Below are 22630 nucleotides of genomic sequence, written 5' to 3' on the forward strand. Positions count from 1 at the left end.
ATTGAGAATTGCTGTAATTGGAGCAATGGAAGAAGAAGTACGTATTTTACGTGACAAATTAGAACAAGCAGAGACAGAAACGGTTGCAGGTTGTGAATTTACGAAAGGGCTATTAGCAGGGCATGAAGTAATCTTGTTAAAGTCTGGTATTGGTAAAGTAAACGCAGCGATGTCAACGACAATTTTATTAGAAAAATATAAGCCTGAAAAAGTAATTAATACTGGCTCAGCTGGTGGATTCCATCATTCTCTAAACGTTGGTGATGTAGTTATTTCCACTGAAGTTCGTCACCATGACGTAGATGTAACAGCATTTAACTATGAATATGGTCAAGTACCAGGAATGCCGCCTGGATTTAAAGCTGATGAGGCGTTAGTTGCATTAGCTGAGAAATGTATGCAGGCTGAAGAAAATATTCAAGTTGTAAAAGGTATGATTGCAACAGGTGATTCATTTATGAGTGATCCGAACCGTGTTGCAGCAATTCGTGATAAATTTGAAAATCTTTATGCGGTAGAAATGGAAGCAGCAGCTGTTGCACAAGTATGCCACCAATATGAAATTCCGTTTGTTATCATTCGCGCACTTTCTGATATTGCTGGTAAAGAATCAAATGTTTCATTTGATCAGTTTTTAGATCAAGCAGCTCTTCATTCTACAAACTTTATCGTAAAAGTGTTAGAAGAGTTAAAGTAATGTAACAAAAAGGCAACTGTCTCATATAAAGAAAATACATACAGTTGCCTTTTCTTTATTGGCAAACAAGGGGGAGAACACGATGAATGTATATCGTGGAGTTCATGAGTTAATTGGTCATACACCAATTGTAGAAATTACTCGTTTTTCACTTCCGAAAGGGGTCCGTTTATTTGCAAAGCTTGAATTTTATAACCCAGGCGGAAGCGTTAAGGATCGTTTAGGAAGAGAATTAATCGAAGATGCGCTAGAAAAAGGGCTTGTTACCCAGGGTGGAACAATTATTGAACCGACTGCTGGGAATACTGGTATTGGACTGGCACTTGCAGCATTAGAGCATGATTTACGTGTTATTGTTTGTGTACCAGAGAAATTTAGTATTGAAAAACAAGAATTAATGAAAGCACTAGGTGCAACGGTCGTGCATACACCGACTGAGCAAGGAATGACCGGTGCAATTGCTAAAGCAAAAGAGTTAGTAAATGAAATACCGAATTCATACTCTCCAAGTCAGTTCGCAAATGAGGCAAATCCTCGTGCATATTTTAAAACACTAGGACCTGAACTGTGGGACGCATTGAATGGAGAGATTAACATATTTGTTGCTGGAGCAGGAACTGGCGGTACGTTTATGGGGACTGCATCTTATTTGAAAGAAAAAAATATAGATATTAAAACAGTTATCGTAGAGCCAGAAGGATCTATTTTAAATGGTGGTAAGGCTGGTTCACATGAGACCGAAGGAATTGGACTGGAATTTATCCCGCCATTTTTGAAGACATCTTATTTTGATGAAATTCATACGATTTCTGATCGAAATGCATTTTTACGAGTGAAAGAATTAGCGCAAAAAGAAGGACTTCTCGTTGGGAGCTCTTCAGGAGCAGCATTTCATGCGAGCTTACTTGAGGCAGAGAAGGCAGCACAAGGTACAAATATTGTAACCATTTTTCCTGATAGCAGTGAGCGCTATTTAAGTAAAGACATATACAAAGGATGGGAATAAAAAATGAGAGCAAAGACAAAGTTAATTCATGGTATTCGCATAGGAGAACCTTCAACTGGATCTGTAAACGTACCGATTTATCAAACAAGTACGTACAAACAAGAAGCAGTTGGTAAGCATCAAGGATATGAATATTCACGTACAGGTAACCCAACACGTGCAGCTTTAGAAGAAATGATTGCTGTATTAGAAAATGGGCATGCTGGATTTGCATTTGGTTCAGGAATGGCTGCTATTACAGCGACAATTATGTTGTTCTCAAAAGGTGACCACGTTATTTTAACAGATGATGTTTATGGCGGAACATACCGCGTTATTACGAAAGTATTAAACCGTTTCGGTATTGAGCATACATTTGTAGATACAACAAACTTAGAGGAAGTTAAAGAAGCGATTCGCCCAAATACGAAAGCAATTTATGTGGAAACACCAACGAACCCACTACTAAAAATTACTGATATTAAGAAAATATCTACTCTTGCTAAAGAGAAAGACTTATTAACAATTATTGATAACACATTCATGACGCCATATTGGCAGTCGCCGATTTCTTTAGGAGCAGATATTGTGCTTCATAGTGCAACGAAATATTTAGGAGGTCATAGTGACGTAGTTGCAGGTCTAGTAGTTGTAAATAGCCCACAACTAGCAGAAGATCTTCACTTTGTACAAAACTCAACAGGAGGTATTCTTGGGCCACAAGATAGCTTCTTACTACTTCGTGGTTTAAAAACATTAGGAATTCGTATGGAAGAACATGAAACGAATTCACGCGCTATTGCTGAGTTCTTAAATAATCATCCAAAAGTAAATAAAGTATATTACCCAGGTCTTGAATCACATCAAAACCACGAATTAGCAACAGAACAAGCAAATGGTTTTGGTGCTATTATCTCATTTGATGTAGATAGTGAAGAGACATTAAATAAAGTACTTGAGAAATTGCAGTATTTTACACTGGCTGAAAGTTTAGGAGCAGTAGAAAGTTTAATTTCTATTCCATCTCAAATGACACATGCATCAATCCCAGCTGATCGCCGCAAAGAATTAGGAATTACAGATACATTAATTCGTATTTCTGTCGGTATTGAAGATGGTGAAGATTTAATTGAAGATTTAGCACAAGCGCTAGCATAATAAAAAAACGCACTGCTAATATAGAGCAGTGCGTTTTTTTATTACATTATTTTGTGAAACATTTCACAAAATAGACATACACAAACGAAATGATTTCATGTATATTGAATTCAGGAAATGTTACTCACGAACAAACTTGTGAAACATTTCACAAACAATGAAATTCATGTAGGAAAGCATCTCTATTTTTTTATGTTAATTGGGACTTATTTTGACCTATAGGGACATATAAGGACCGTGATAGTAGAATAGGAGGAAATTTACATGGTAGTCAAAGAGAAAGTTGTAAATGAAATGCAGGAAGTAAAAAAGATGATTGATACACTAGTAAATAATGGTCAACAAGCTTTACAAGCATTAGAAAGTTTTACACAAGAGGAAATTGACAACATTGTTCATGAAATGGCATTAGCAGGTGTTGATCAACATATGCCGCTAGCAAAATTAGCAGTTGAAGAAACTGGCCGTGGTGTATATGAAGACAAATGCATTAAAAATATTTTTGCCACTGAATATATTTGGCATAGTATAAAGCAAGATAAAACGGTAGGAATTATTCACGAAGATTCTCATGAAGAAATAATAGAAATCGCGGAACCTGTCGGTGTAGTAGCTGGGGTAACGCCAGTAACGAATCCAACGTCGACAACAATGTTTAAAGCGTTAATTGCGATAAAAACAAGAAATCCAATTATTTTCGCATTTCATCCTTCCGCACAAAAATGTTCTGTGGCAGCGGCGAAAACAGTATATGATGCAGCGATGAAAGCTGGTGCACCAAAACACTGTATTCAATGGATTGAAAGACCGTCTGTTGAAGCGACGAAACAATTAATGAACCATGATGGTGTAGCACTCGTTCTAGCAACTGGAGGCGCTGGTATGGTGAAATCAGCTTACTCTACTGGAAAACCAGCGTTAGGCGTTGGGCCTGGTAATGTACCGTGTTATATAGAAAAATCAGCACATGTAAAACGAGCTGTTAATGATTTAATTTTATCGAAAACATTTGATAACGGTATGATTTGTGCATCGGAACAAGCAATCATTGTCGATAAAGAAATCTATGATGATGTTAAAACAGAAATGATTGAAAACAATTGTTACTTTGTAACAGAAGAAGAAAGAAAAAAATTAGAAAAGCTTGTTATAAATGAAAATACATGTGCAGTAAATAGTGATATTGTAGGGAAATCAGCACAGTATATTGCCGATTTAGTTGGGATTACTGTTCCTGAACATACAAAAATGCTTGTAGCTGAAATTCAAGGTATCGGAGCAGCATATCCGTTATCTCGTGAGAAACTGAGTCCAGTATTAGCTTGTGTGAAGGCGAATTCATTAGAAGAAGGATTTACATATTGCGAAGAAATGTTGAACCTCGGTGGTTTAGGACATTCAGCAGTTATCCATTCTACAAATAAAGATGTGCAAAAGCAATTTGGATTACGTATGAAAGCTTGCCGTCTCATTGTAAATGCACCTTCATCACAAGGTGGAATAGGGGATATATATAATGGATTTATTCCATCACTTACACTTGGTTGTGGTTCATACGGAAAGAATTCAGTTTCCCAAAATGTAACAGCCACTCATTTATTAAATATAAAAAGGCTGGCAAATAGAAAAAAGAATATGCAGTGGTTCAAATTGCCACCAAAAATTTATTTTGAAAAACATGCTACAGCTTATTTAGCAAATATGCCTAACATTTCACGTGCATTTATTGTAACGGACCCTGGAATGGTTGAACATGGCTATGTCGATACAGTCGCGCACTATTTAAACAAGCATGCAAATGATGTGAAAGTTGAAGTTTTCTTTGAGGTCGAACCAGATCCATCAGATGAAACTGTTTTTAAAGGTGCGGAAATGATGAGAAGCTTTAAGCCAGATGTAATTATCGCACTTGGTGGTGGTTCAGCTATGGATGCAGCAAAAGGAATGTGGTTATTCTATGAGCATCCAGAAACGACATTCTATGGCATTAAACAGAAGTTTTTAGATATAAGAAAACGTACATGTAAATATCCGGAATTAGGAAATAAGGCGCAGTTTGTTGCGATTCCAACGACATCAGGAACGGGATCAGAAGTGACACCATTTGCGGTTATTACCGATAAGAAAAATAATATAAAGTATCCGCTTGCAGATTATGAATTAACACCAGATGTAGCAATTGTTGATCCGCAATTTGTAATGACAGTACCACCACATGTAACAGCAGATACTGGTATGGATGTTTTAACACATGCAATTGAGGCGTATGTGTCTGTTATGGCAAATGACTATACAGATGGATTAGCATTAAAAGCTATTGATCTCGTATTCAAATATTTACCGAGAGCATATAAAGATGGAAATGATGAAGAAGCAAGAGAAAAAATGCATAACGCTTCTGCAATTGCAGGTATGGCATTTGCAAATGCTTTCCTCGGTATTAATCACAGCTTAGCACATAAAATTGGACCAGAATTCCATATTCCGCACGGACGCGCAAATGCCATTCTAATGCCGCATGTAGTCCGCTATAATGCTATTAAGCCAAGAAAACACGCATTGTTCCCAAAATATGAGCACTTTGTGGCAGATGAAAGATATGCACATATAGCGAGAATGCTCGGGCTTCCAGCAAGCTCGGCAGCAGAAGGGGTGGAATCACTCGTCAAAGCAATTATTGAGCTTGGAAAAAGCTTAAATATTAATATGAGTATTGCAGGACAAGGAGTAGATAAAGAGCAATTTGAAGAGGTTGTTGGAGTATTAGCAGAAAGAGCTTTTGAAGATCAATGTACAACTGCTAATCCAAAGTTGCCGCTTATTTCAGAACTGAAAGAAATTTATATGGAAGCATATAAAGGTGAATAATGATTACAAAAGAGCCGCAGTAAAGCGGCTCTTTTTTTATTGGAAAACATCTCCCAGAATGGCTGTATTTACTGGTCTTTCAGTTTCATAGAATATGATACAGTGAAATGGAGGAGTGAGAATATAATGAAAGAATTAAAAGGAAAAATAGAAGACTATACTCGGTTCGGACAAATTCTTCTCGCTGTAAGTACATTGTTAATGGTTGGCTTGTTGATTCCGAATGGAGCAAAAGAGACAATCCAATTTTTTGTTATGATGGGGAGCATCGTTATATTTTTAAGTTTATCGTTCTTTTTCTTTCAGCGTGTGAAAGTGATGCGTGACCAGCTAGAGGAAAATGAATGTGAATAATATTGTTAAGTAGAGCGCGGCGAAAAGAAAAAATCTTTTTGTCACGCTTTTTGTTTTTTGTAGAAAAATGTATGCGTTTCGTGTTGACAATGATAATCCTTATCAATTAAAGTAGAATAGTAGTTAATGATTATCATTATCAATTAGAGGTGAAGGAATGAAAAAATCTATTACGCTATTTACAGCGATTTTATCTATTTTTTTCTTGTTAATAGGTTGCAGTGTCAAAGGGGACGAAAAAGCGTCTGCAACCAAAACAGAAAAAGGAAAAGAGAAAATCGAAATTACTGACCTATCAGGAAGAAAGGTAACATTCGATAAAGTGCCAGAAAATTTTGCAACATTAAGTATGGGGGACATGGATATTATTCATGCTTTAGGTGGAAAAATAGTAGGTCGCCCGGATACGAAATTAACTCTTCCAGAGGAGTTAAAGAAAGCACAAGTAATTGGGAATGCACATCAACCGAATTTTGAGCAAATTGCTAGTTTAAAGCCCGATGTACTTGTTGCTAACAATGGATTCCAAAAGAATGTGCCAACGGTTGAAGGACAAGGAACGCAAGTTATCATTTCTTCTGCGAATTCTGTACAAGATATTCAAAAGAATATTGAATTATATGGAACGGTAATGAAGAAAGAAGATAAAGCAAAAGAAATTAATCAAAAAATGAATGATCAAATGAAGAAATATGAGAAAAAGAGCGATGTGAAAGCATTGCTAGTGTATGGCGCACCAGGTACTTATTTAGCGGCATTACCAACATCTTTATCAGGTGATATTTTAGAAAAAACAGGCGGAAAAAATATTGCTTCTGATTTTCCAGAAACGAAAGAATATCCGCAATATGCACAGCTAAGTGTAGAACGTATTATTGAGGCGAATCCAGATGTGATTTATTTAATTACACACGGAGATCCAAAAAGTGTGAAAAAAGCATTCGAAGGCGAAATGATGAAAAATGAAGCGTGGAAAAATTTAGAGGCAGTAAAACAAAACCGCGTAGTTATTTTGCCACCTGATTTATTTGGATCTAATCCTGGTACAAAAGTTACAGAAGCAATGGATTTTATGTATAAAAGTATACAAGATGTAAGGAAATGATACGTATGGAAAGTAGTGAAGTAGTAAGAGAAAAGGAACATCCTTTTGCGAAAAAAAGATGGATAATAGCAGTTACTTTAGTTGTATTAACAATCCTAGGTCTCTTGTACGGTCTTTTCGCAGGAAGTTTATCCTTTTCTATACGAGATATTTTAACAGGTATACAAGAGGAAGGTTCGACAGTTCATCGAATTGTATGGGATCTTCGCATACCGAGAGTGCTTATTGGGTTTATAGTAGGAACATGTTTAGCTGCATCTGGTACACTGCTACAAGGGGTTATGAGAAACCCTCTTGCAGATCCTGGTATTATCGGAGTTTCATCTGGAGCAGGCCTTGTAGCAATTGTCATCATGATTTTATTCCCACAGCATCTAGCTTTTTTACCACTAGGGGCGTTTTTAGGAGCTTTCATAACAGCGATGGTTATTTATGCTTTATCATGGCAAAAAGGGGCACCACCTTCAAGAATCGTCTTAGTAGGGGTGTCGATCAATGCATTAATTGGTGCAGCAACGTCAGCATTAATGTTATTACATAGTGACAAAGTACAATCGGTGTTACCGTGGTTAGCGGGCGGTATTGGTGGTGTAAGTTGGGCACATTTAAACATGATTATTTATTATGCAATATTCGCCATTATATTAGCTTTCTTTGGTATTAAGCATATTCGAGTGTTAATGCTTGGAGATGAAATGGCAAAGTTATTAGGACATAATGTGGAAAAAAGTCGGTTTTATTTAATCGTAGTAAGTACATTATTAGCTGGAATTGCAGTAAGTGTGTCTGGTCTTATTGGATTTGTCGGTCTTGTCGTACCACATATGCTACGTTTATTAGTTGGAAATGATTATAGATATTTGCTACCTTTATCATGCCTTGGCGGCGGGATATTACTTGTTTTTGCGGATGCAATAGCTCGAAGTTGGTTTGACCCAATCGAATTGCCTGTTGGTATTTTACTGTCCTTCTTAGGTGGTCCGTTCTTCTTATATTTAATTCATAGAGGAGGAAAACAAAGTGATTTCCGTTAACAAAGTGTTTTACGCACACTCTGAAAGATTTCAAATGCAAAATATGAATGTACATATTAAGGCTGGAGAAATCGTTAGTTTAATTGGTCCGAATGGATCGGGAAAATCTACTTTGCTTCGTTTAATAGCAAGGCTACTGAAACAAAGCGAAGGGGACATCATTTTAGATGGGGAAAATATTCATATGATGAAGAGTGCTGATGTAGCGAAGCAATTAGCAATGTTACCACAAATGCATGATCATCAATTAGATTTAACAGTGAAAGAACTAATTGAGTTCGGAAGAGGTCCACATAAATCATGGAGTAGCCGCTTAAATAAAGAAGATGAAGAAATTGTTGATTGGGCATTGTCTGTTACAAATCTTGAAGGGTATGAATATCGTCTTTTACATTCTTTATCAGGAGGGGAACGGCAACGTGCTTGGATTGCGATGACGTTAGCGCAACGTACAAATGTCTTATTATTGGATGAACCAACAACCTTTTTAGATATCGTTCACCAGTTGGAAGTAATGGAACTTGTGAAACGATTAAATGAGGAGTTTGGAATGACAATTATAATGGTTTTACATGACATTAACCAAGCTGCTCAATATAGCGATCGTTTACTTGTATTAAAGCGAGGAAAGATTCAGTATGATGGTATACCAGAAGAAGTACTATGCCATGAAATGTTTCAACATGTATTTGGCATAGATGTAGATATTTTTCAAGGAAGTGACAAGCCTTTTTTTACACCGAAACGAATTTCTAAAAGGGGAGAAGAGCGATGCAAACAGAAGAGCGTATTACCACGGAATTAGTAAGAGAATTTGTTATGGCAGCTCACGGGGATTTAGAGAAAGTACAAGAGCTATTGGTTGAATCACCAAGCTTACTTCACGCCTCTTATAATTGGGGTGGATCAGATTGGGAAAGTGCGTTAGGCGCATCGGCACATGTAGGTCGTAAAGATATTGCTCTTTATTTACTAGAAAAGGGTGCTCGGATGGATATTTTTGCAGCAGCTATGCTTGGTGAATTAGAAGTTGTACAAGCTATTTTAGTAGCTCAACCAGAAGCATTGCGTGCATCTGGCCCTCATGGTATTTCTCTTCTTCAACATGCACGAATGGGTGGAGAGAAATCTAAGCGTGTATATGATTATTTAGCAATACTATCTTAATGAACGAAGGAAGTTCTTATGTGCGGTAAACTTTTCACTTGAAACAATTGGAAAGTTTACCGCCCGTTAGAACGGGATAAGTATCTAGTATATTTGAAAATCCTACACCCCCCTCAATTGTAGTTTTCTTTATGTTAGTTATGATATGGATGCAGTGGACAATATTTGTCTACTGCTTTTTTTAGTTATTTAGAATGAATATTCTGTATTTTATCGTTGGTTCATTTATCCCGCTATTTTCCAGGCAGTAAGACTCTCGCCTAAAAATTCAGTTAAAGAAAAGAAGTTAGACGGGAGATCCACTGCCCGTAAACGTCGGATTGGTAAAGGCTAATAATCAGTGGGGTGAACAAAATTCCCCACTGATTAAAGTTTCACTTTATAATAAATAGTAACATACCGTATACATACAAAACATGATCGTGAAATGAAGAATAAATTAGTGGAAAGGAGTGCCAGCATGTTTCATACAGAACGTTTACAAATTCGCAAATATACAATGGATGATTTACAGTTCTACGCTTCACTATGGGGGAACGAGAAGGTAATGCGTTATATTGGAAATGGGACATTAAAAACATATATGCAGTGTAAAAAAAGTCTGGAGGAATGGGTGATTCCTAGCTATAAAAACGGTCTCGGTTTATTTGTATTGATTGAAAAGGAAACGGGAACAAGAATTGGTCATGCAGGGCTGGTAAAGCAGAAAATAGATGGAAAAGAGGAAATTGAAATTGGTTATTGGTTACTTCCTCAGTATTGGGGAAAAGGGTATGCAAAAGAAGCGGCGGCAGCATTTCGTGACTATGGTTTCCAAGCATTACGAATGAATAAATTAATTTCTCTTATTAATCCGAATCATCCCGCCTCAATATTTGTTGCTAGAAAAACTGGGCTCAGCTACGAGAAAACAACGTCATTTCATGGAATCGATGCTCTAGTTTATTCTATTAAGCGTGTTGGATGAAAAAATTACTTTTTTAAAGGTAAATTGCATTTTTTGAAGAATGGTATATGAAAATAAAGGGAGGGGTTACATGTACATTTATCATAATGGACTTATTATTCGTGAGGGAACGAGTAGTGTACCAGCATATGCAATTAAAGCTTTATTTGAAGATGCCGGTTGGAGTAATGATAATATCCCTTCTTGGCAAATTGAAAAATTTACGATAGCATTCGAAAATTCAACATGGGCTTTCACAATTTGGGATGAGGAAGAGATGATTGCGATGGTTAGAGTCATTTCTGATGGAATTATGATTGCGAACATAGTAAATTTAGTTGTGAAGTGTGAATATAGAGGGAAGGGATTAGGTAAGAAGCTTGTAGCTCTTTGCCTGCAAAAACTTCCCCACGGTGATTGGTTTGCGCATACATCAGCGAACAATTTTGATTTTTATAGAAGCTGTGGATTTGAAGTTAGAGAGCTATCGAGAAATGGAACATGTGCGTATTATGGATATCAAGTCGCAAAAAGAGATGGTCACCGATAAATGAATGGAAAGTAAAAAAGTATAGCGAGGTAATTTTGAGACTTTTGATAATAGAGAATGGATTGAGGCTCGTTTTATGATAAAATAAAAGAAAATTCTGTTTATTATTAGGGGGATAAAAATGAGTGTAAAAGCTGGGGATGTATTTAAATATGAAAGAAGATTTACTGAGGAAGAAGTTTTTGAATTTGCAAATATTACCGGTGATAAAGGTAGACACCATGTGGAATACGATGAAAATGGAAGATTAATGGTTCATGGTTTATTGACTGCTAGCATTGGGACGAAAGTGGGAGAAGAGTTACATTACATAGCAAGAGAATTAGTAAGTGAGTTTATTAGACCAGTTTTCACAGGAGATACGATCACTTGTGAACTAACTTTAACAAATGTTGAGCAAATGGAAGGCTATAAAAAAGTTTCAATCGAGTCAGTTTATCGCAATCAGCATGAAAAGACTGTACTAGTTGGGACAAGTTATGGAATTATAAGGGGATAAAAAGAAGCCTGTTTAACAGGCTTCTTTTTTATTATTTAGTAAACACGTTTTCGATTTTCTGCATAACTAGAGATGAGTAATAATGCAGTTTCTTCTCCTATATTACGAACAATATGAGGAACGCATGCATTCCATGAGAAAGAATCACCTTCTTCTACAATTGCAATATCTTCACCGTGCTGAACTTCTAATTTTCCGCGTAATACAAGGTGACATTCTTCCCCTTCATGGGCATTTGGTGAATTTTCTTTCGGGAATCCAGTAGGGATTTCTACTAAAGATAGGCGAAGGCCCCCTTGCTCCGCAACATGTTCAATTCTTTGCTCATCTTTGCCGTATACACTGTATTTCCGTTCTTCTTTTTTGACAATTTTTAATCGATCTTTTTGCTCTAACAATAAATAGGGAAGGGGAACGTTTAAAAAATTGGAGATCGTTTCTAAAGTTGAGATAGATGGTGATGTTTTATTATTTTCAACCTGACTCATAAATCCTTTAGAAAGACCTGTTCCCTCACAAATTTGTGCGATTGTTATGCCTCTACGTTGACGAATTTCACGTATTGCAGAACCAATATTCATAAAATCAAGCTCCTTTTTGTAAACAACTATTTGTATCATAGCAAAAAAAATATATTTTTTCCCAGTGAAAATGAATTGACGAATAAAAAAAAATAGTGTATGTTTTGTAATGTAAATAAAAGTTTTGTATAAGAAAACTATAAAGGAGAGAAAGAAATGAATCAACATATTGGTAACTTAATTATTCGTATCGTGTTAGGGGTAACATTCTTCATGCACGGTTTAACAAAATTCCAATCAGGAATTGACAATATTGCAGGGTGGTTTACAAGCATTGGTTTACCAGGAGGACTTGCATACGGTGTAGCAACATTTGAATTAGTTGGAGGCCTATTATTAATTCTAGGTTTAGGTGTAAGATATATTGGATTATTATTTGCGCTTGTTATGGTTGGAGCAATCGTAAAAGTGAAATGGTCAGCTGGTTTATTGGGAGATGGAAAAAATCCTGGTTTCGAATTAGAACTTGCATTATTAGCAATGGGTGCATATTTATTTGTTGCAAAAGCTGATGGTTTTGTAGATAATTTCTTAAAAGAAAAAATGTCAAAGAAGAACTAATTTAAATGGGGGGGCTAACAAGATGAGTTTTCAACTTCATCCCGATACAACACTTGATGTTGTTCATTTATACGTATCTAATGTAAAGAAATCACTAGAGTTTTATACGGAAGTACTAAGTATGAAGGTGCTAAAAGAAGAAGAAGCAGTCGTTACATTTGGGAATGAAAATGATGAACCACTTCTTATCATTGAAGAAAAGAAAGAAGCTTTTCCGAAACAAAGAGCAAGAACAGGGTTATATCATTACGCAATTTTATTACCAAGTAGGCAGGATTTAGCGAATGTTCTTCGTCATCTTGTAGAGATGGTATATCCACTACATGGCGGAGCCGATCATTACTTTAGTGAAGCTCTTTATTTAGCTGATCCAGATGGAAACGGGATTGAAATTTATCATGATCGACAAAAAGAAGTTTGGCGTGATGAGAATGGAGAACTCCCATTTGTTAGTAACCCGTTAGCTGGTGAAGAATTATTACAGCAAGGAAGTACATGGAATGGATTTCCAGCTGGTACTGTGATGGGGCATATTCATTTCCATGTAGCTGATTTAGAGGAAGCGAAACGTTTCTATGTTGATGGTCTTGGTTTTGAGGTAACGATCCCAGCTCGTAATGGAGCGTTGTTCGTATCAGCAGGTGGTTATCATCATCATATCGGTTTAAATACGTGGCAAGGTGAAGGGGTACCACCGCAAATGCCAGGTTCTGTTGGTTTAAAATATTTCACAATTGTACTAGCGGATGAAAAACAAAAAGAGCAAGTATGTGAAAGCTTAAAAAATATTGGCAAGATTGCTACGTACAAAGATGGAATATTACAAGTCGAGGATCCATTTGGACATTGTATCCATTTCAAAATAAAAGGAGAAGCCTAAAAAGGCTTCTCTTTTTTATTTTCTTATAATTGCATTTTCGTTTTGTAAAAATAGTTCGTCAAATTGTTTTGCAAGCTCAAAATCTAGTTTCGTTAAACCTTTTGCATTCCAAGATGACAAAGTAATAATAACTGCTTTATACTGGATAAGGATAAATGGATGGTGATTATGTTCTTCTGATAGTTTGGCGGCTTCAGAGACAAATTCGACTCCTTTTAAGTAGTCGGAAAACATATATTTTCGTTCAATCCATTTCTCATCTTTTACCATCCATTTATCTACCTTCAATAATTCCTCGTGAACTTCTTCTTCAGTTAATCTTAGCATCATTTTTCACATCCTTTACTGGAAGTAACGCAAGACCATTGTTAATAAGGCGTGTTACAGCTTCGTCAGTTGTGAAAGTAGAAAGTTGATGTAGTAATGCTGCAGATGTTTCATGCCCTTTGTTATGCTCTAAAAGTAACTCTAATACTTCAAGGCGCAGCAACCATTCTTTCGCATAAAATTTATTTAATACTTCTTGAATTGCTACTAATTGATCGATATGCGCTTCGTGTAAAATCCCCTCACTTCGAATATCTCGAACTGTTTGATACATACGTTCAAGTTCATTCAGTACAAGTGGAGCAGGAATTTCTTGAACTTCTTCATCCATTGGGAAAAATGCTGCTGCATCTGCGGCACCTGGGAATACTGAAGTGATTTGTGAGCCAACAGCCATATCAAATGCGCCCCATGAAGCATCAAATAAAACGCGGGCGTTATAAGTAACTGTGCAATCGATAAAGGAAATAAGAGCAATTTTCTTATCGTTTTTTACAATATCTGTTACTGTTCCTTTTACATGAATACCACTTGCAAAAGTAAACTCAGCGATAGTTCCAATTGTAATTCCTAATGATTGTAGTTGTTCGTCTGTACAATTTTCTAATGCAATATTTTCAGTGAGTAATCCAATCGGTGTTCCAAATCCGTCACTGTGTACAGAAGTAGAATGATTCGCTAACTGTTTATTATGAAGTGCTAATGCCGTTGGCGAATTTGTTCGCATGTAAATTAATTCACCTGCATCGTTTTCAATTGTCTCGCTAAATGTACCTGTAATTTGTAATCCGCTATTTAGCTCAGCTGTTGCATAGTTCTCAGAGCGAATTGCTTTTTCTAAACCTTCTTTTCCACCTGTTTTAAAGGCCATTGTTTTAGAAAATGTTTCAAGCGCATCTGTTAATTCTTCAAAGGATTCACAAACAAATAGTTGTGGTTGCATTTTTGTTACGTCATAAGTTGTCCCTATACATGCTTCGATAGAAAATGGAACCTTTTCTACAGCGTCTGTTAAGCAATGTTTGCTTTCGCCAACAGAAGAAAGGAGACCAGCACCATATATCTTTGGATCATCTATATTTCCGATCAATCCATATTCTACTGTCCACCAGAAAAGACGTGAAATTTGTTCAGCTTCTGATAAACCAGAAACTAAGTTTTGTTTTTCAATTACAGCATTTTCAGCAGCCTTAACTTCATCAGGAGTAGAAGTAGGGCTTTCTTTCACTATCGTTAATGTACGAACAGCTTCAAATGCATCATGTTCTTCTTTTGTAGAGAAAGCTTTTGCACCAATTTGCCCAAAACGTTTCACATATTTTGCATATGTAGGATCAAGTAAAATCGGTGCGTGTCCTGCGGCTTCGTGTACGATATCTGGAGCTGGTGTGTACTCGATATTTTCTACTTTCCGAATATCTGTTGCGATCGGTAGTAATCCGTGTCCTTGAAAATCGAAGAATGCTACGCCGGGAATAAGTCCGTCAATCGTTACAGCGCCCCAGCCACTTGGTGCCAAACACTCATTCATTTCTTCTACTTTTGGAATTGCATCTATATTAATACCAGATGATTGTAGTCCGTTCACATAGGCTGGATGAGCAACGTCTTTTAAGAAGCTATGATTTTGTCTCATAATGTAACGCCACACAGCGTGATTCACCGGTGTGTATTGATCATAATGTTGTGTGGATACGAATGGTTTTAAATGCGATGGAATTTCTGTTTTCTTTGTCATTTAGACATCCTCCTTTTTTTCTATAAAATTGAATATCGATTTCGTATAGCTTGTATCACCTCCCTTCATTATTTGTAAGCGCTTATAAAATTTTATCATAAGATTCGGAATTATTTAACATCTGTTTCTGTGAGAAATAGAAAAAGCCCCTATCGGAAAATCCGATAGGGGCGAAAGAATCGCGGTACCACCCTATTTGTAAGTGAAAATATACTTACATCTCAATTAATGATAACGGAAAAATTCCGTCTTTTCCTTCATGCATAAAAGCACTACGAAAAAGAAGCTCCAGAATTGTAATTCATACTTATATATGTGCTAATTTCCACCGACCATTAGCTCTCTGTAACAGGGATATAAGATACTACTGCGATTCTTTCAACGCGTATATATGAAATTGTGTAAGAGGATGGACGCAAAAAAGTCCCTATCGGAAAATCCGATAGGGACGATAAAAATCGCGGTACCACCCTATTTGTAAACAACTAATTGTTTACCACTCACTTTACGATAACGGAAAGATCCGTCTTTCTCTTCATGCATAAAAAGCATTACGGGAAAGAAGCTCCAGAATTGTAATTCACGCTTGTATATGTACTGATTCGCACCAACCATCAGTTCTCTGAGACAGTGATATAAGTCGCTACTAGTATTCCTTCAAAGCCGATATATAATTCGTTCAACTAAACTATGTTTTGTATTATAAAACTATATTAAAAAAATTGTCAACAAAAATTTTTTATCCCGTGTTAATGAGCAGTAAAATTCCTACCTCAAAATTCGGTTGGAGCAAAGAAGTGAGATGGGAGATTAACTGCCCGTAACTCCCGATTGGTGAAGGCTAATAATCAGTGGGGATGAACGAAATCTCCACTGATTAAAATTTTACTTTATTTCACTTCTAAATTAACAGTTAAATTAGAGGTATTGCCAGCTGCATCAGTTGCTACAATGTGAATAGTATTTTTTCCTTCTTGTAATTGAGTGCGATCGAAATAAATGTCATAGCTTTTCTCCCAAGGGTTCAGGAATGCCTGTTCCCATACACCATTTCCGTTAATTTCATATTGCATTCTCACTGGAATACCAGGTGCTATCCAACCAGATTCTGACATCCAATCTAGTAGAATATCATCAACTTTTCCTCTAATTACGAGATTTTCTTGGTCAACCTCGTGTGTTAACTTAGGTGCAGTTCGATCAAGAAATACAGCAGCTGTTTGCTTTGTTTCCCCGCCAGAATTAGAAGCAACTGCTTCAATTTGATATAGCCCATCAGTTAAAGGAGTGCCATCTGCTTTTGTACCATTCCATTTGAAAGGTTTATACCCAGGAGTTGCATTTTTAGCTTGATGGATAATCCCTTGATACGTTACACGTTCTTTCGTAACTAAATTTGCATGCAATGTGATATCATCCACAGGCGCAACTAAATAGTAGTTGATGAGATTATCATCTAGTACGTGGTCGCCATTTGGGCTAAAAGTAGAATTAATAATTTCAAGTCCATCGATACGTTTATAATCTTTAGGATCGATACTAAATGTGAATGGAATTCGAATTTCTTCTTTTGCCCCTTGTTCTTTTACATATACATTTCCAGTATACACACCTTGTTGTAGTGAGCTATCTACAGTGATAGTAAATGGTTTTTCGGTACTACTATTCGGTTGAATGCTAATCGATGAAGGGACAGAAGCTTTTACTTTTGTTTTTGTGTTTGCATCTAGTAATTCCACACGAGTTGAAAAACTTTTCTTTTTACTAGAAAGGTTTTGTAATGTAACATTTTGCGTCAGTTTTACTTTTCCGCTATTGGGCTTAATAAGACCGAAGCTGACATTGTTAGGTTTTACTAATACATTTGTTTGAGCTGCTTTCGGAATGTTAATTAAACCAGATCCTTGTGCCATAACAGGGTATGTATTTTCATTGACATCATGTAATGTTTTGGCATTGTTGGCAAGAGCCGCTTTCAATTGTTCTGTCGTCCAATCAGGATGCATTTGACGCAAGAGGGCAACCGCTCCAGCTACTTGCGGAGCAGCCATACTTGTTCCGTTATGCGATTCATAGCCGCCTCGCGGTACTGTACTAGTAATTTGTACTCCAGGTGCAACAACATCAGGCTTTATTAGCCAACTTCCTTGTGATGGTCCTCTTGAACTAAAGTTACCGATAAGTTCTGTTTGCTTTGGTTGTCCAATTTTTATATTTTTCTTTCGTTTTGTAATTAAAGTTTTTAATTCTTCCCCATTTGTATTTGATAATTGCATTACTGGGACAGCTAGATGTTCACGTGAAAAATATTCCGGCATCATATTAATTTCTTTTTCGCTAGAGATTAATAACACACCAAGTGCACCAGCTTGCTTCGCTTGTTCTGCTTTTACTAATGTACTAGAAGTACCTTGTAAAATAAGTGCGAATTTCCCTTTCACATCTTGTTTTGCATAATCACTTGGATTGCCATAACCAACATATACAAGAGGAGAATCATTTTCTATTGGAAAATCGGATTTTGATAATGGTAACCCTTGATATGTTTTGCTGGAACCAGTTACTTGGAATGTTGGAAACGGGATAGAAACCGTAGATGCTCCAACAGAAATGACACTACTTGCGTTACCGGGAGCATCAACAGACCAAGGTTTTGGTCCGTCATTTCCATTTGAAACGACAGCAGTAACACCAAGTTTCGCTGCTCGTTCTAACGTTAATGTTACAGGCTGATCAGGTACATTTAAATCCTGCCCAAGGGAGAGGTTTAACACATCCGCACCATCTTGAATTGCTCGCTCAATTCCTTGGATAATATCATCTGTTGTACCAGTTCCACCGTCATTCATTACACGATAGGCTAGAATAGAAGCGTTTGGAGCAACGCCTTTAATTTTTCCGTTACCCGCAATAATTCCAGCTACATGAGTACCATGTACGTTACCATCCATTGGATCGTTATCTTCATCAACCGTGTCATATCCACCGATATAATTTGCCTTTAGGTCAGGGTGTGTATAGTCTACGCCAGAGTCGATAATGGCTATTTTCATGCCTTTTCCATCAAGCGGTTTGCCAAATGGATCTTTTAAATTCCACGCTTCAGGTGCACCAATTGTCGGTCCACCGATATTTGGTGCTTCTTCGTTAATAGCACTTTTTGATGTTTCATGTAATTTATATGTTAAGTTCGGATAGACTGCTTTTACTTCAGGTAAAGAGGCAAGAGAGGTAATTTGATCTCCAGGAATTGAAATAGAGAATCCGGAAAATAACGTATTATACACTTCTTTAATTTTTGCACCAGGTGCTTTTTCTTTTATTTTCTTAGTCGTATCTTCTTGTGCTTTTTTGAGCTCAGCATGATAAGACTGTGCATTACTATTTTGTAAATCTGGAGCATGCTGAATATTACTTTGAGCAGCGAGAGGTGCATGTTGTAATTCTACAATTACTGATATTTCTTTTGTTGTTTTCGTTTCAACATTTTGAGCGATTTTATGTTCTCCCCACTGTTCAATCGTTGTTTTTAATTGTGGACTAAATTGCTTCTCCTTTTGTAGTGATTCAGCATGAGCACTTAAAGCTCCAAAACTAGAAAAGACAAGCGCCATGCTTAATAGTGTAGATGTAGTTTTTTTCATTGATACTCCCCCTAATAAAAGTGCCAATATTCAGAAATAAAATCTTGCATTTTAGTTAGAAATTATACATATAAATGTTGGCTAAACTATACTTTCGACATAATTCATACCAATCCTCTATGGATTGAAAATTTCTTGGGAAATTTTTTCTGATTATGTCGAATCGATATTTTTCACATATTGTAGGGATAAAGTGAGGAATGCTATGAGGGAAATGGAGTGATGGTATGAAAAGGCTAATAGTAAGTAGTAGTGTAGTGTTGTTTATGTTTTTATGTTCTATCACTATTACTAGTGCAGAAAATAATAGTGTGAAAGTTGCTTTTATTCGTCATCATAATCTTTGGATTAAAGTTGATGGGAAAGAAATACAGATTACAAAAGGAGAGTACATAACAGGGCCGAAGTGGTCATATGATGGGGAATGGCTAGCGTATGTAAAAGGGAAGAAACAAAGTATTCTTGAGTTATATCGGCTGAAAGATGGAAAGAAAGTTACGCCGTTTCACTCAGAAGCATCGAATTATCAATGGTCACCAACAGAAAATATAATTGCATTTATATTTACAGGTACATTAAATACATTTGATGTAGAAAAAAAGAATGCAGATTTTGAAAATGTATCGGCTGGTGTAGGGGATTATGCATGGTACCCCGATGGAAAGAACTTTCTTGTATCCTCTGAAGCGCACTTACTTCCAACAGGATGGACAGGGGCTCAGCTATATGAAGTGCAAAAAGATGCACATATGAATCCTCACAAAATGAAGCATTTGTATGCATTGCCAAATGAACACGATGATTTCCTAGCGCTAGTAGCAAGTGGCTTTAAGTGGTCACCAGATCAAAAGTGGATTTCATTTTTAGCAGTACCGACAGCTTCATGGTCAGCTGATAGTAATACGCTTTGCTTAGTTCGTGCAGACGGCAGTCGGTTTGAAAAAGTAGATCAAATGTTATTAAACGCACAATGGTTTCAATGGGCACCATCAAAAAATATATTAGCTTATATTGAAGGGAGCGGAAGAGTTGCATTAGAAAATAAACATTTAAAAGTAAAGGAATTGCCAGCACTTCAGCAGAACATATTTACGCCGAAAGGATATGTTGATTGGGATTTTGTATGGAAGAACGATAGAGTAATTATCGTTTCACGAGCAAAAGAGGCAGGGATAGAAACTCCACCAGAAAAAAGGCCACTACCATCTTTATATGAGGTCGATAGTACAAGTAATGCACAGCATCAAATCACAAAGAAAACGAACAAGCAAGGGGATTACCACCCGATCTTCATGAAGAAGAGTAATCAATTAATTTGGATACGTTCAGACCGTAAGAAAGCGGATGTATGGCTTGCTCATAAAGATCGGAAGCAGGAAAAGAAGTGGATTGAAAATATAGATGTACCAGCGTGGTATTATGAGAAATGGAATTGGGGAAATGTTATCTCGGTGAAAGAAGAATAAAAAAACTGCCTAAAAGATCATTTTAGGCAGTTTTAATTGTTATTTATGTGTTTTATTTGGCTTTTTTTTCGCTGGGTTTCCGTTCCCTTGGCGCTTTCTATTTTGTTCATCTTTTGCTTGTTTTTCATGTAGTGTATCTAAAAATTCATTCGAGTTACTCATGTTTATATCTCTCCTTTCATTTTGTCATGATTACTATAACCATTTAGGAGGATAATCATGAGTTAGAAGTTAGCACTTAATTTTCTTCGATAATGTAAGTAAAATATTCCATACATAACAAATAGCATGAGTAAAACTTGTAACTCTACATTTTCTTTTAAAATAGCTGCGATAGTGTCTGGTAAGTACGGTGATTTATCGTTTGTGCTTAAACCTAACCATTTATTTAAGAGGCTAATGGTACAAAACATAAAAACACCGGACCAGCTTGCCGTAATTGCTTTTTGCTTAATTTTTGTTTCACGTTCATCATCTGTAATCCAAGGATTAGCAGTTTTATCACTACTAAAGAAGCCGTTTATATATCCCCATACAATCATTCCAATAAAGACAATTATCCATTTCATATATGTAATTCTCCTTTCTGTGTAAAAAGTTTTTTACATATTGGTTTTCATATAGCAGGAATAAAGTATGAGATAGGGAAGAAATATGTAAGAGGATTTCATAATGAGAGGAGGAAGGGGATGAAAATCGTCTTTGTTCGGCACGGGGAAGGAGAACATACAAGGGATTTGCCATCAAGTTTAAAAGTGCTTCATCCGCCATTGACGGATGAAGGAAGGAATCAGGCTAAATTACTTCAATGCAATGTGCCATTACAAGAGACGGATATATTAATTGCTAGTCCTACACTTAGAACTTTGCAAACGGCGACAATATGGAGTGCGAAAGTTGCTTGTCAAAAAATCGTTCATCCATATGTATCTCCGCGTATTTTTCCTTATCGAGAAGAAGCGAGAACATTACCGTGCGATTATATAGTAGATCAGGGAATGATAACAAAGTTATTTCCGCATTTTTCGATAGAGAAAAGCTCAAATAATCAGTTATGGAAGGAAGGTATAAACACTATTTCAGAGAATAGTTTTCAGCAAATAGTAGATGAATTTCTTCTTTGGTGTTATGAACTGAGTGTTGAAAGAATTTGCATTGTATCCCACGATGGAACAATTACAGCATATAGGCAATATTTACAGAAAGTCGTTTTAACTAGATCAGATTTTTTGAAAGAAACGGGTATATATGAAATGGATTTATCCCAGAAAATTCTGATTGACAAGGGCTGATTATAGGATGGGGATTGTATGTTGAATATTGCATTAGTAGTTGGTTTTAATTCGGATTTAGAGGCGCAATCAATCCGAGCATCTCTTGAATATTTTGGTGCAAGGGTTGTGACATATTGGATTGGTAGACCGAAAGATTTTGTGGGAGTTCTTTCTGGAAAGAACTTATTTAACGATGTTAATTATATTATTTTTTGCTTTCATGGTGAAGAAGGGAAGTTTGTCATGGAAGAGTTAGGCGAAGAAGTATATGAACAAGATGAACCGAGAGGGTATTTTGGTGCAGAAGAAATTTATGAATATGCAAAATTGCATAATACACATATTGTAAATAGCGGGTGCACGTTAGGGGAGCAAAATCTAGCAAAATCTTTTTTACATAGTGGTGCGAAATCATATATTGGATCGATTGATTATGTAGATGGAAATGCAGCACTTATGTTTACTATACGCTTATTTTATGGGGTTATTAACCATGGGAAAACGTTAGAAGAAGCGTTTCAAGAAGCGAGTTTAATTGATGAGGAGACACATACATTTCGATTCTATAATTAGTGTGAAACACGTTTATTCTATATTCGAATAAACGTGTTTCACATTTAACTCACAATTTTTTTACATTTTTTTTAATGAAAATGATTATCACCTGTGGTATGATATGTTCAAGTTTTTACAGGTAATAGAAGTTACTATATAAACGTTAGTTTTGAATGTTTCATACGCATGTCACGAATTATTCATAATTAACGTTTTAAAAATAAGTAACTAATGTTATTAT

General features: G+C 36.3%; 23 protein-coding genes and 2 other annotated features. Of the genes, 17 read left to right on the forward strand and 6 right to left on the reverse strand.

Going from position 1 to position 22630, the window contains the following annotated elements; genetic code table 11:
* The first annotated feature begins 1 nt into the window (after window position 1).
* The 12 genes from mtnN (at window position 2) to DN404_RS12610 (ending at window position 11363) form a co-directional block, all read left to right on the forward strand.
* Window positions 2–697 (forward strand): 5'-methylthioadenosine/S-adenosylhomocysteine nucleosidase, encoded by a 696-nt coding sequence (mtnN, locus tag DN404_RS12550; protein WP_001217024.1) that lies wholly within the window; start codon window positions 2–4, stop codon window positions 695–697.
* A gap of 82 nt (window positions 698–779) precedes the next feature.
* On the forward strand, window positions 780–1703 hold the full coding sequence (locus DN404_RS12555) for an O-acetylserine dependent cystathionine beta-synthase (protein WP_049107972.1): 924 nt from the start codon (window positions 780–782) through the stop codon (window positions 1701–1703).
* Window positions 1704–1706: 3 nt separating this feature from the next.
* Complete coding sequence (locus DN404_RS12560; protein WP_001201917.1) at window positions 1707–2840, forward strand: bifunctional cystathionine gamma-lyase/homocysteine desulfhydrase; 1134 nt, start codon at window positions 1707–1709, stop codon at window positions 2838–2840.
* Window positions 2841–3104: 264 nt separating this feature from the next.
* Window positions 3105–5708 carry a bifunctional acetaldehyde-CoA/alcohol dehydrogenase gene (adhE, locus tag DN404_RS12565; RefSeq protein WP_000260508.1) on the forward strand — a complete coding sequence of 868 codons (2604 nt, stop codon included), beginning with the start codon at window positions 3105–3107 and terminating at the stop codon, window positions 5706–5708.
* A gap of 126 nt (window positions 5709–5834) precedes the next feature.
* Window positions 5835–6062, forward strand: coding sequence for a YrhC family protein (locus DN404_RS12570; RefSeq protein ID WP_000661263.1), 228 nt, complete (start codon window positions 5835–5837; stop codon window positions 6060–6062).
* A gap of 157 nt (window positions 6063–6219) precedes the next feature.
* Window positions 6220–7167 (forward strand): ABC transporter substrate-binding protein, encoded by a 948-nt coding sequence (locus tag DN404_RS12580; protein ID WP_016123391.1) that lies wholly within the window; start codon window positions 6220–6222, stop codon window positions 7165–7167.
* 5 nt (window positions 7168–7172) lie between these two features.
* Window positions 7173–8201: a FecCD family ABC transporter permease gene (locus DN404_RS12585; RefSeq protein ID WP_149215111.1), complete on the forward strand. Its 1029-nt coding sequence runs from the start codon at window positions 7173–7175 to the stop codon at window positions 8199–8201.
* Window positions 8188–9006 carry an ABC transporter ATP-binding protein gene (locus tag DN404_RS12590; protein WP_016123390.1) on the forward strand — a complete coding sequence of 273 codons (819 nt, stop codon included), beginning with the start codon at window positions 8188–8190 and terminating at the stop codon, window positions 9004–9006. The genes DN404_RS12585 and DN404_RS12590 overlap by 14 nt, the downstream gene beginning before the upstream one ends.
* Entirely contained in the window at window positions 8973–9368 is a 396-nt protein-coding gene (locus DN404_RS12595) for an ankyrin repeat domain-containing protein (protein ID WP_001192766.1), read from the forward strand. The genes DN404_RS12590 and DN404_RS12595 overlap by 34 nt, the downstream gene beginning before the upstream one ends.
* Before the next feature lie 427 nt (window positions 9369–9795).
* Entirely contained in the window at window positions 9796–10335 is a 540-nt protein-coding gene (locus DN404_RS12600) for a GNAT family N-acetyltransferase (RefSeq protein ID WP_004408018.1), read from the forward strand.
* A gap of 70 nt (window positions 10336–10405) precedes the next feature.
* Complete coding sequence (locus DN404_RS12605; protein WP_000276126.1) at window positions 10406–10864, forward strand: GNAT family N-acetyltransferase; 459 nt, start codon at window positions 10406–10408, stop codon at window positions 10862–10864.
* A 121-nt stretch (window positions 10865–10985) separates the two neighbouring features.
* Entirely contained in the window at window positions 10986–11363 is a 378-nt protein-coding gene (locus tag DN404_RS12610) for a hotdog family protein (protein ID WP_000111564.1), read from the forward strand.
* A 35-nt stretch (window positions 11364–11398) separates the two neighbouring features.
* On the opposite strand, the gene DN404_RS12615 is transcribed toward DN404_RS12610, so the two are convergent.
* Window positions 11399–11944 (reverse strand): helix-turn-helix domain-containing protein, encoded by a 546-nt coding sequence (locus tag DN404_RS12615; RefSeq protein WP_001020693.1) that lies wholly within the window; start codon window positions 11942–11944, stop codon window positions 11399–11401.
* A 156-nt stretch (window positions 11945–12100) separates the two neighbouring features.
* On the opposite strand from DN404_RS12615, the gene DN404_RS12620 reads away from it, so the two are divergent.
* Window positions 12101–12505: a DoxX family protein gene (locus DN404_RS12620; RefSeq protein WP_001071553.1), complete on the forward strand. Its 405-nt coding sequence runs from the start codon at window positions 12101–12103 to the stop codon at window positions 12503–12505.
* A 22-nt stretch (window positions 12506–12527) separates the two neighbouring features.
* On the forward strand, window positions 12528–13385 hold the full coding sequence (locus DN404_RS12625) for a VOC family protein (RefSeq protein ID WP_000009833.1): 858 nt from the start codon (window positions 12528–12530) through the stop codon (window positions 13383–13385).
* A 15-nt stretch (window positions 13386–13400) separates the two neighbouring features.
* Here the strand turns inward: DN404_RS12625 and DN404_RS12630 are convergent, their stop codons facing one another.
* The 3 genes from DN404_RS12630 to DN404_RS12640 form a co-directional block, all read right to left on the reverse strand.
* The gene (locus DN404_RS12630; RefSeq protein WP_000979538.1) at window positions 13401–13715 is read right to left on the reverse strand and encodes a 4a-hydroxytetrahydrobiopterin dehydratase; all 315 of its coding nucleotides are present in this window, start codon (window positions 13713–13715) and stop codon (window positions 13401–13403) included.
* Window positions 13696–15450 (reverse strand): aromatic amino acid hydroxylase, encoded by a 1755-nt coding sequence (locus DN404_RS12635; RefSeq protein ID WP_149215112.1) that lies wholly within the window; start codon window positions 15448–15450, stop codon window positions 13696–13698. The genes DN404_RS12630 and DN404_RS12635 overlap by 20 nt, the downstream gene beginning before the upstream one ends.
* 163 nt (window positions 15451–15613) lie before the next feature.
* Window positions 15614–15841: a binding site (T-box leader), on the reverse strand.
* A gap of 50 nt (window positions 15842–15891) precedes the next feature.
* Window positions 15892–16120 (reverse strand) — a binding site (T-box leader).
* 220 nt (window positions 16121–16340) lie between these two features.
* A complete protein-coding gene (locus DN404_RS12640; protein WP_000754151.1) occupies window positions 16341–19094 on the reverse strand; it encodes a S8 family peptidase in 2754 nt (917 codons plus the stop codon).
* A 227-nt stretch (window positions 19095–19321) separates the two neighbouring features.
* On the opposite strand from DN404_RS12640, the gene DN404_RS12645 reads away from it, so the two are divergent.
* Window positions 19322–20560 (forward strand): TolB family protein, encoded by a 1239-nt coding sequence (locus tag DN404_RS12645; protein WP_000825732.1) that lies wholly within the window; start codon window positions 19322–19324, stop codon window positions 20558–20560.
* A 39-nt stretch (window positions 20561–20599) separates the two neighbouring features.
* On the opposite strand, the gene DN404_RS12650 is transcribed toward DN404_RS12645, so the two are convergent.
* Window positions 20600–20722 carry a DUF4023 domain-containing protein gene (locus tag DN404_RS12650; protein ID WP_000071866.1) on the reverse strand — a complete coding sequence of 41 codons (123 nt, stop codon included), beginning with the start codon at window positions 20720–20722 and terminating at the stop codon, window positions 20600–20602.
* A gap of 62 nt (window positions 20723–20784) precedes the next feature.
* Window positions 20785–21129, reverse strand: a complete 345-nt coding sequence (locus DN404_RS12655) for a phosphoglycerate mutase (protein WP_149215113.1) — start codon at window positions 21127–21129, stop codon at window positions 20785–20787.
* Window positions 21130–21249: 120 nt separating this feature from the next.
* Between DN404_RS12655 and DN404_RS12660 the strand changes: the two genes are divergently transcribed.
* Both DN404_RS12660 and DN404_RS12665 read left to right on the forward strand, forming a co-directional pair.
* The gene (locus tag DN404_RS12660; protein ID WP_000706239.1) at window positions 21250–21852 is read left to right on the forward strand and encodes a histidine phosphatase family protein; all 603 of its coding nucleotides are present in this window, start codon (window positions 21250–21252) and stop codon (window positions 21850–21852) included.
* 18 nt (window positions 21853–21870) lie between these two features.
* Window positions 21871–22407 (forward strand): hypothetical protein, encoded by a 537-nt coding sequence (locus tag DN404_RS12665; protein ID WP_000931932.1) that lies wholly within the window; start codon window positions 21871–21873, stop codon window positions 22405–22407.
* The last annotated feature ends 223 nt before the right edge of the window (window positions 22408–22630 follow it).

This window comes from Bacillus sp. TE8-1, assembly GCF_008368855.1.
GTDB classification, from domain to species: domain Bacteria; phylum Bacillota; class Bacilli; order Bacillales; family Bacillaceae_G; genus Bacillus_A; species Bacillus_A cereus.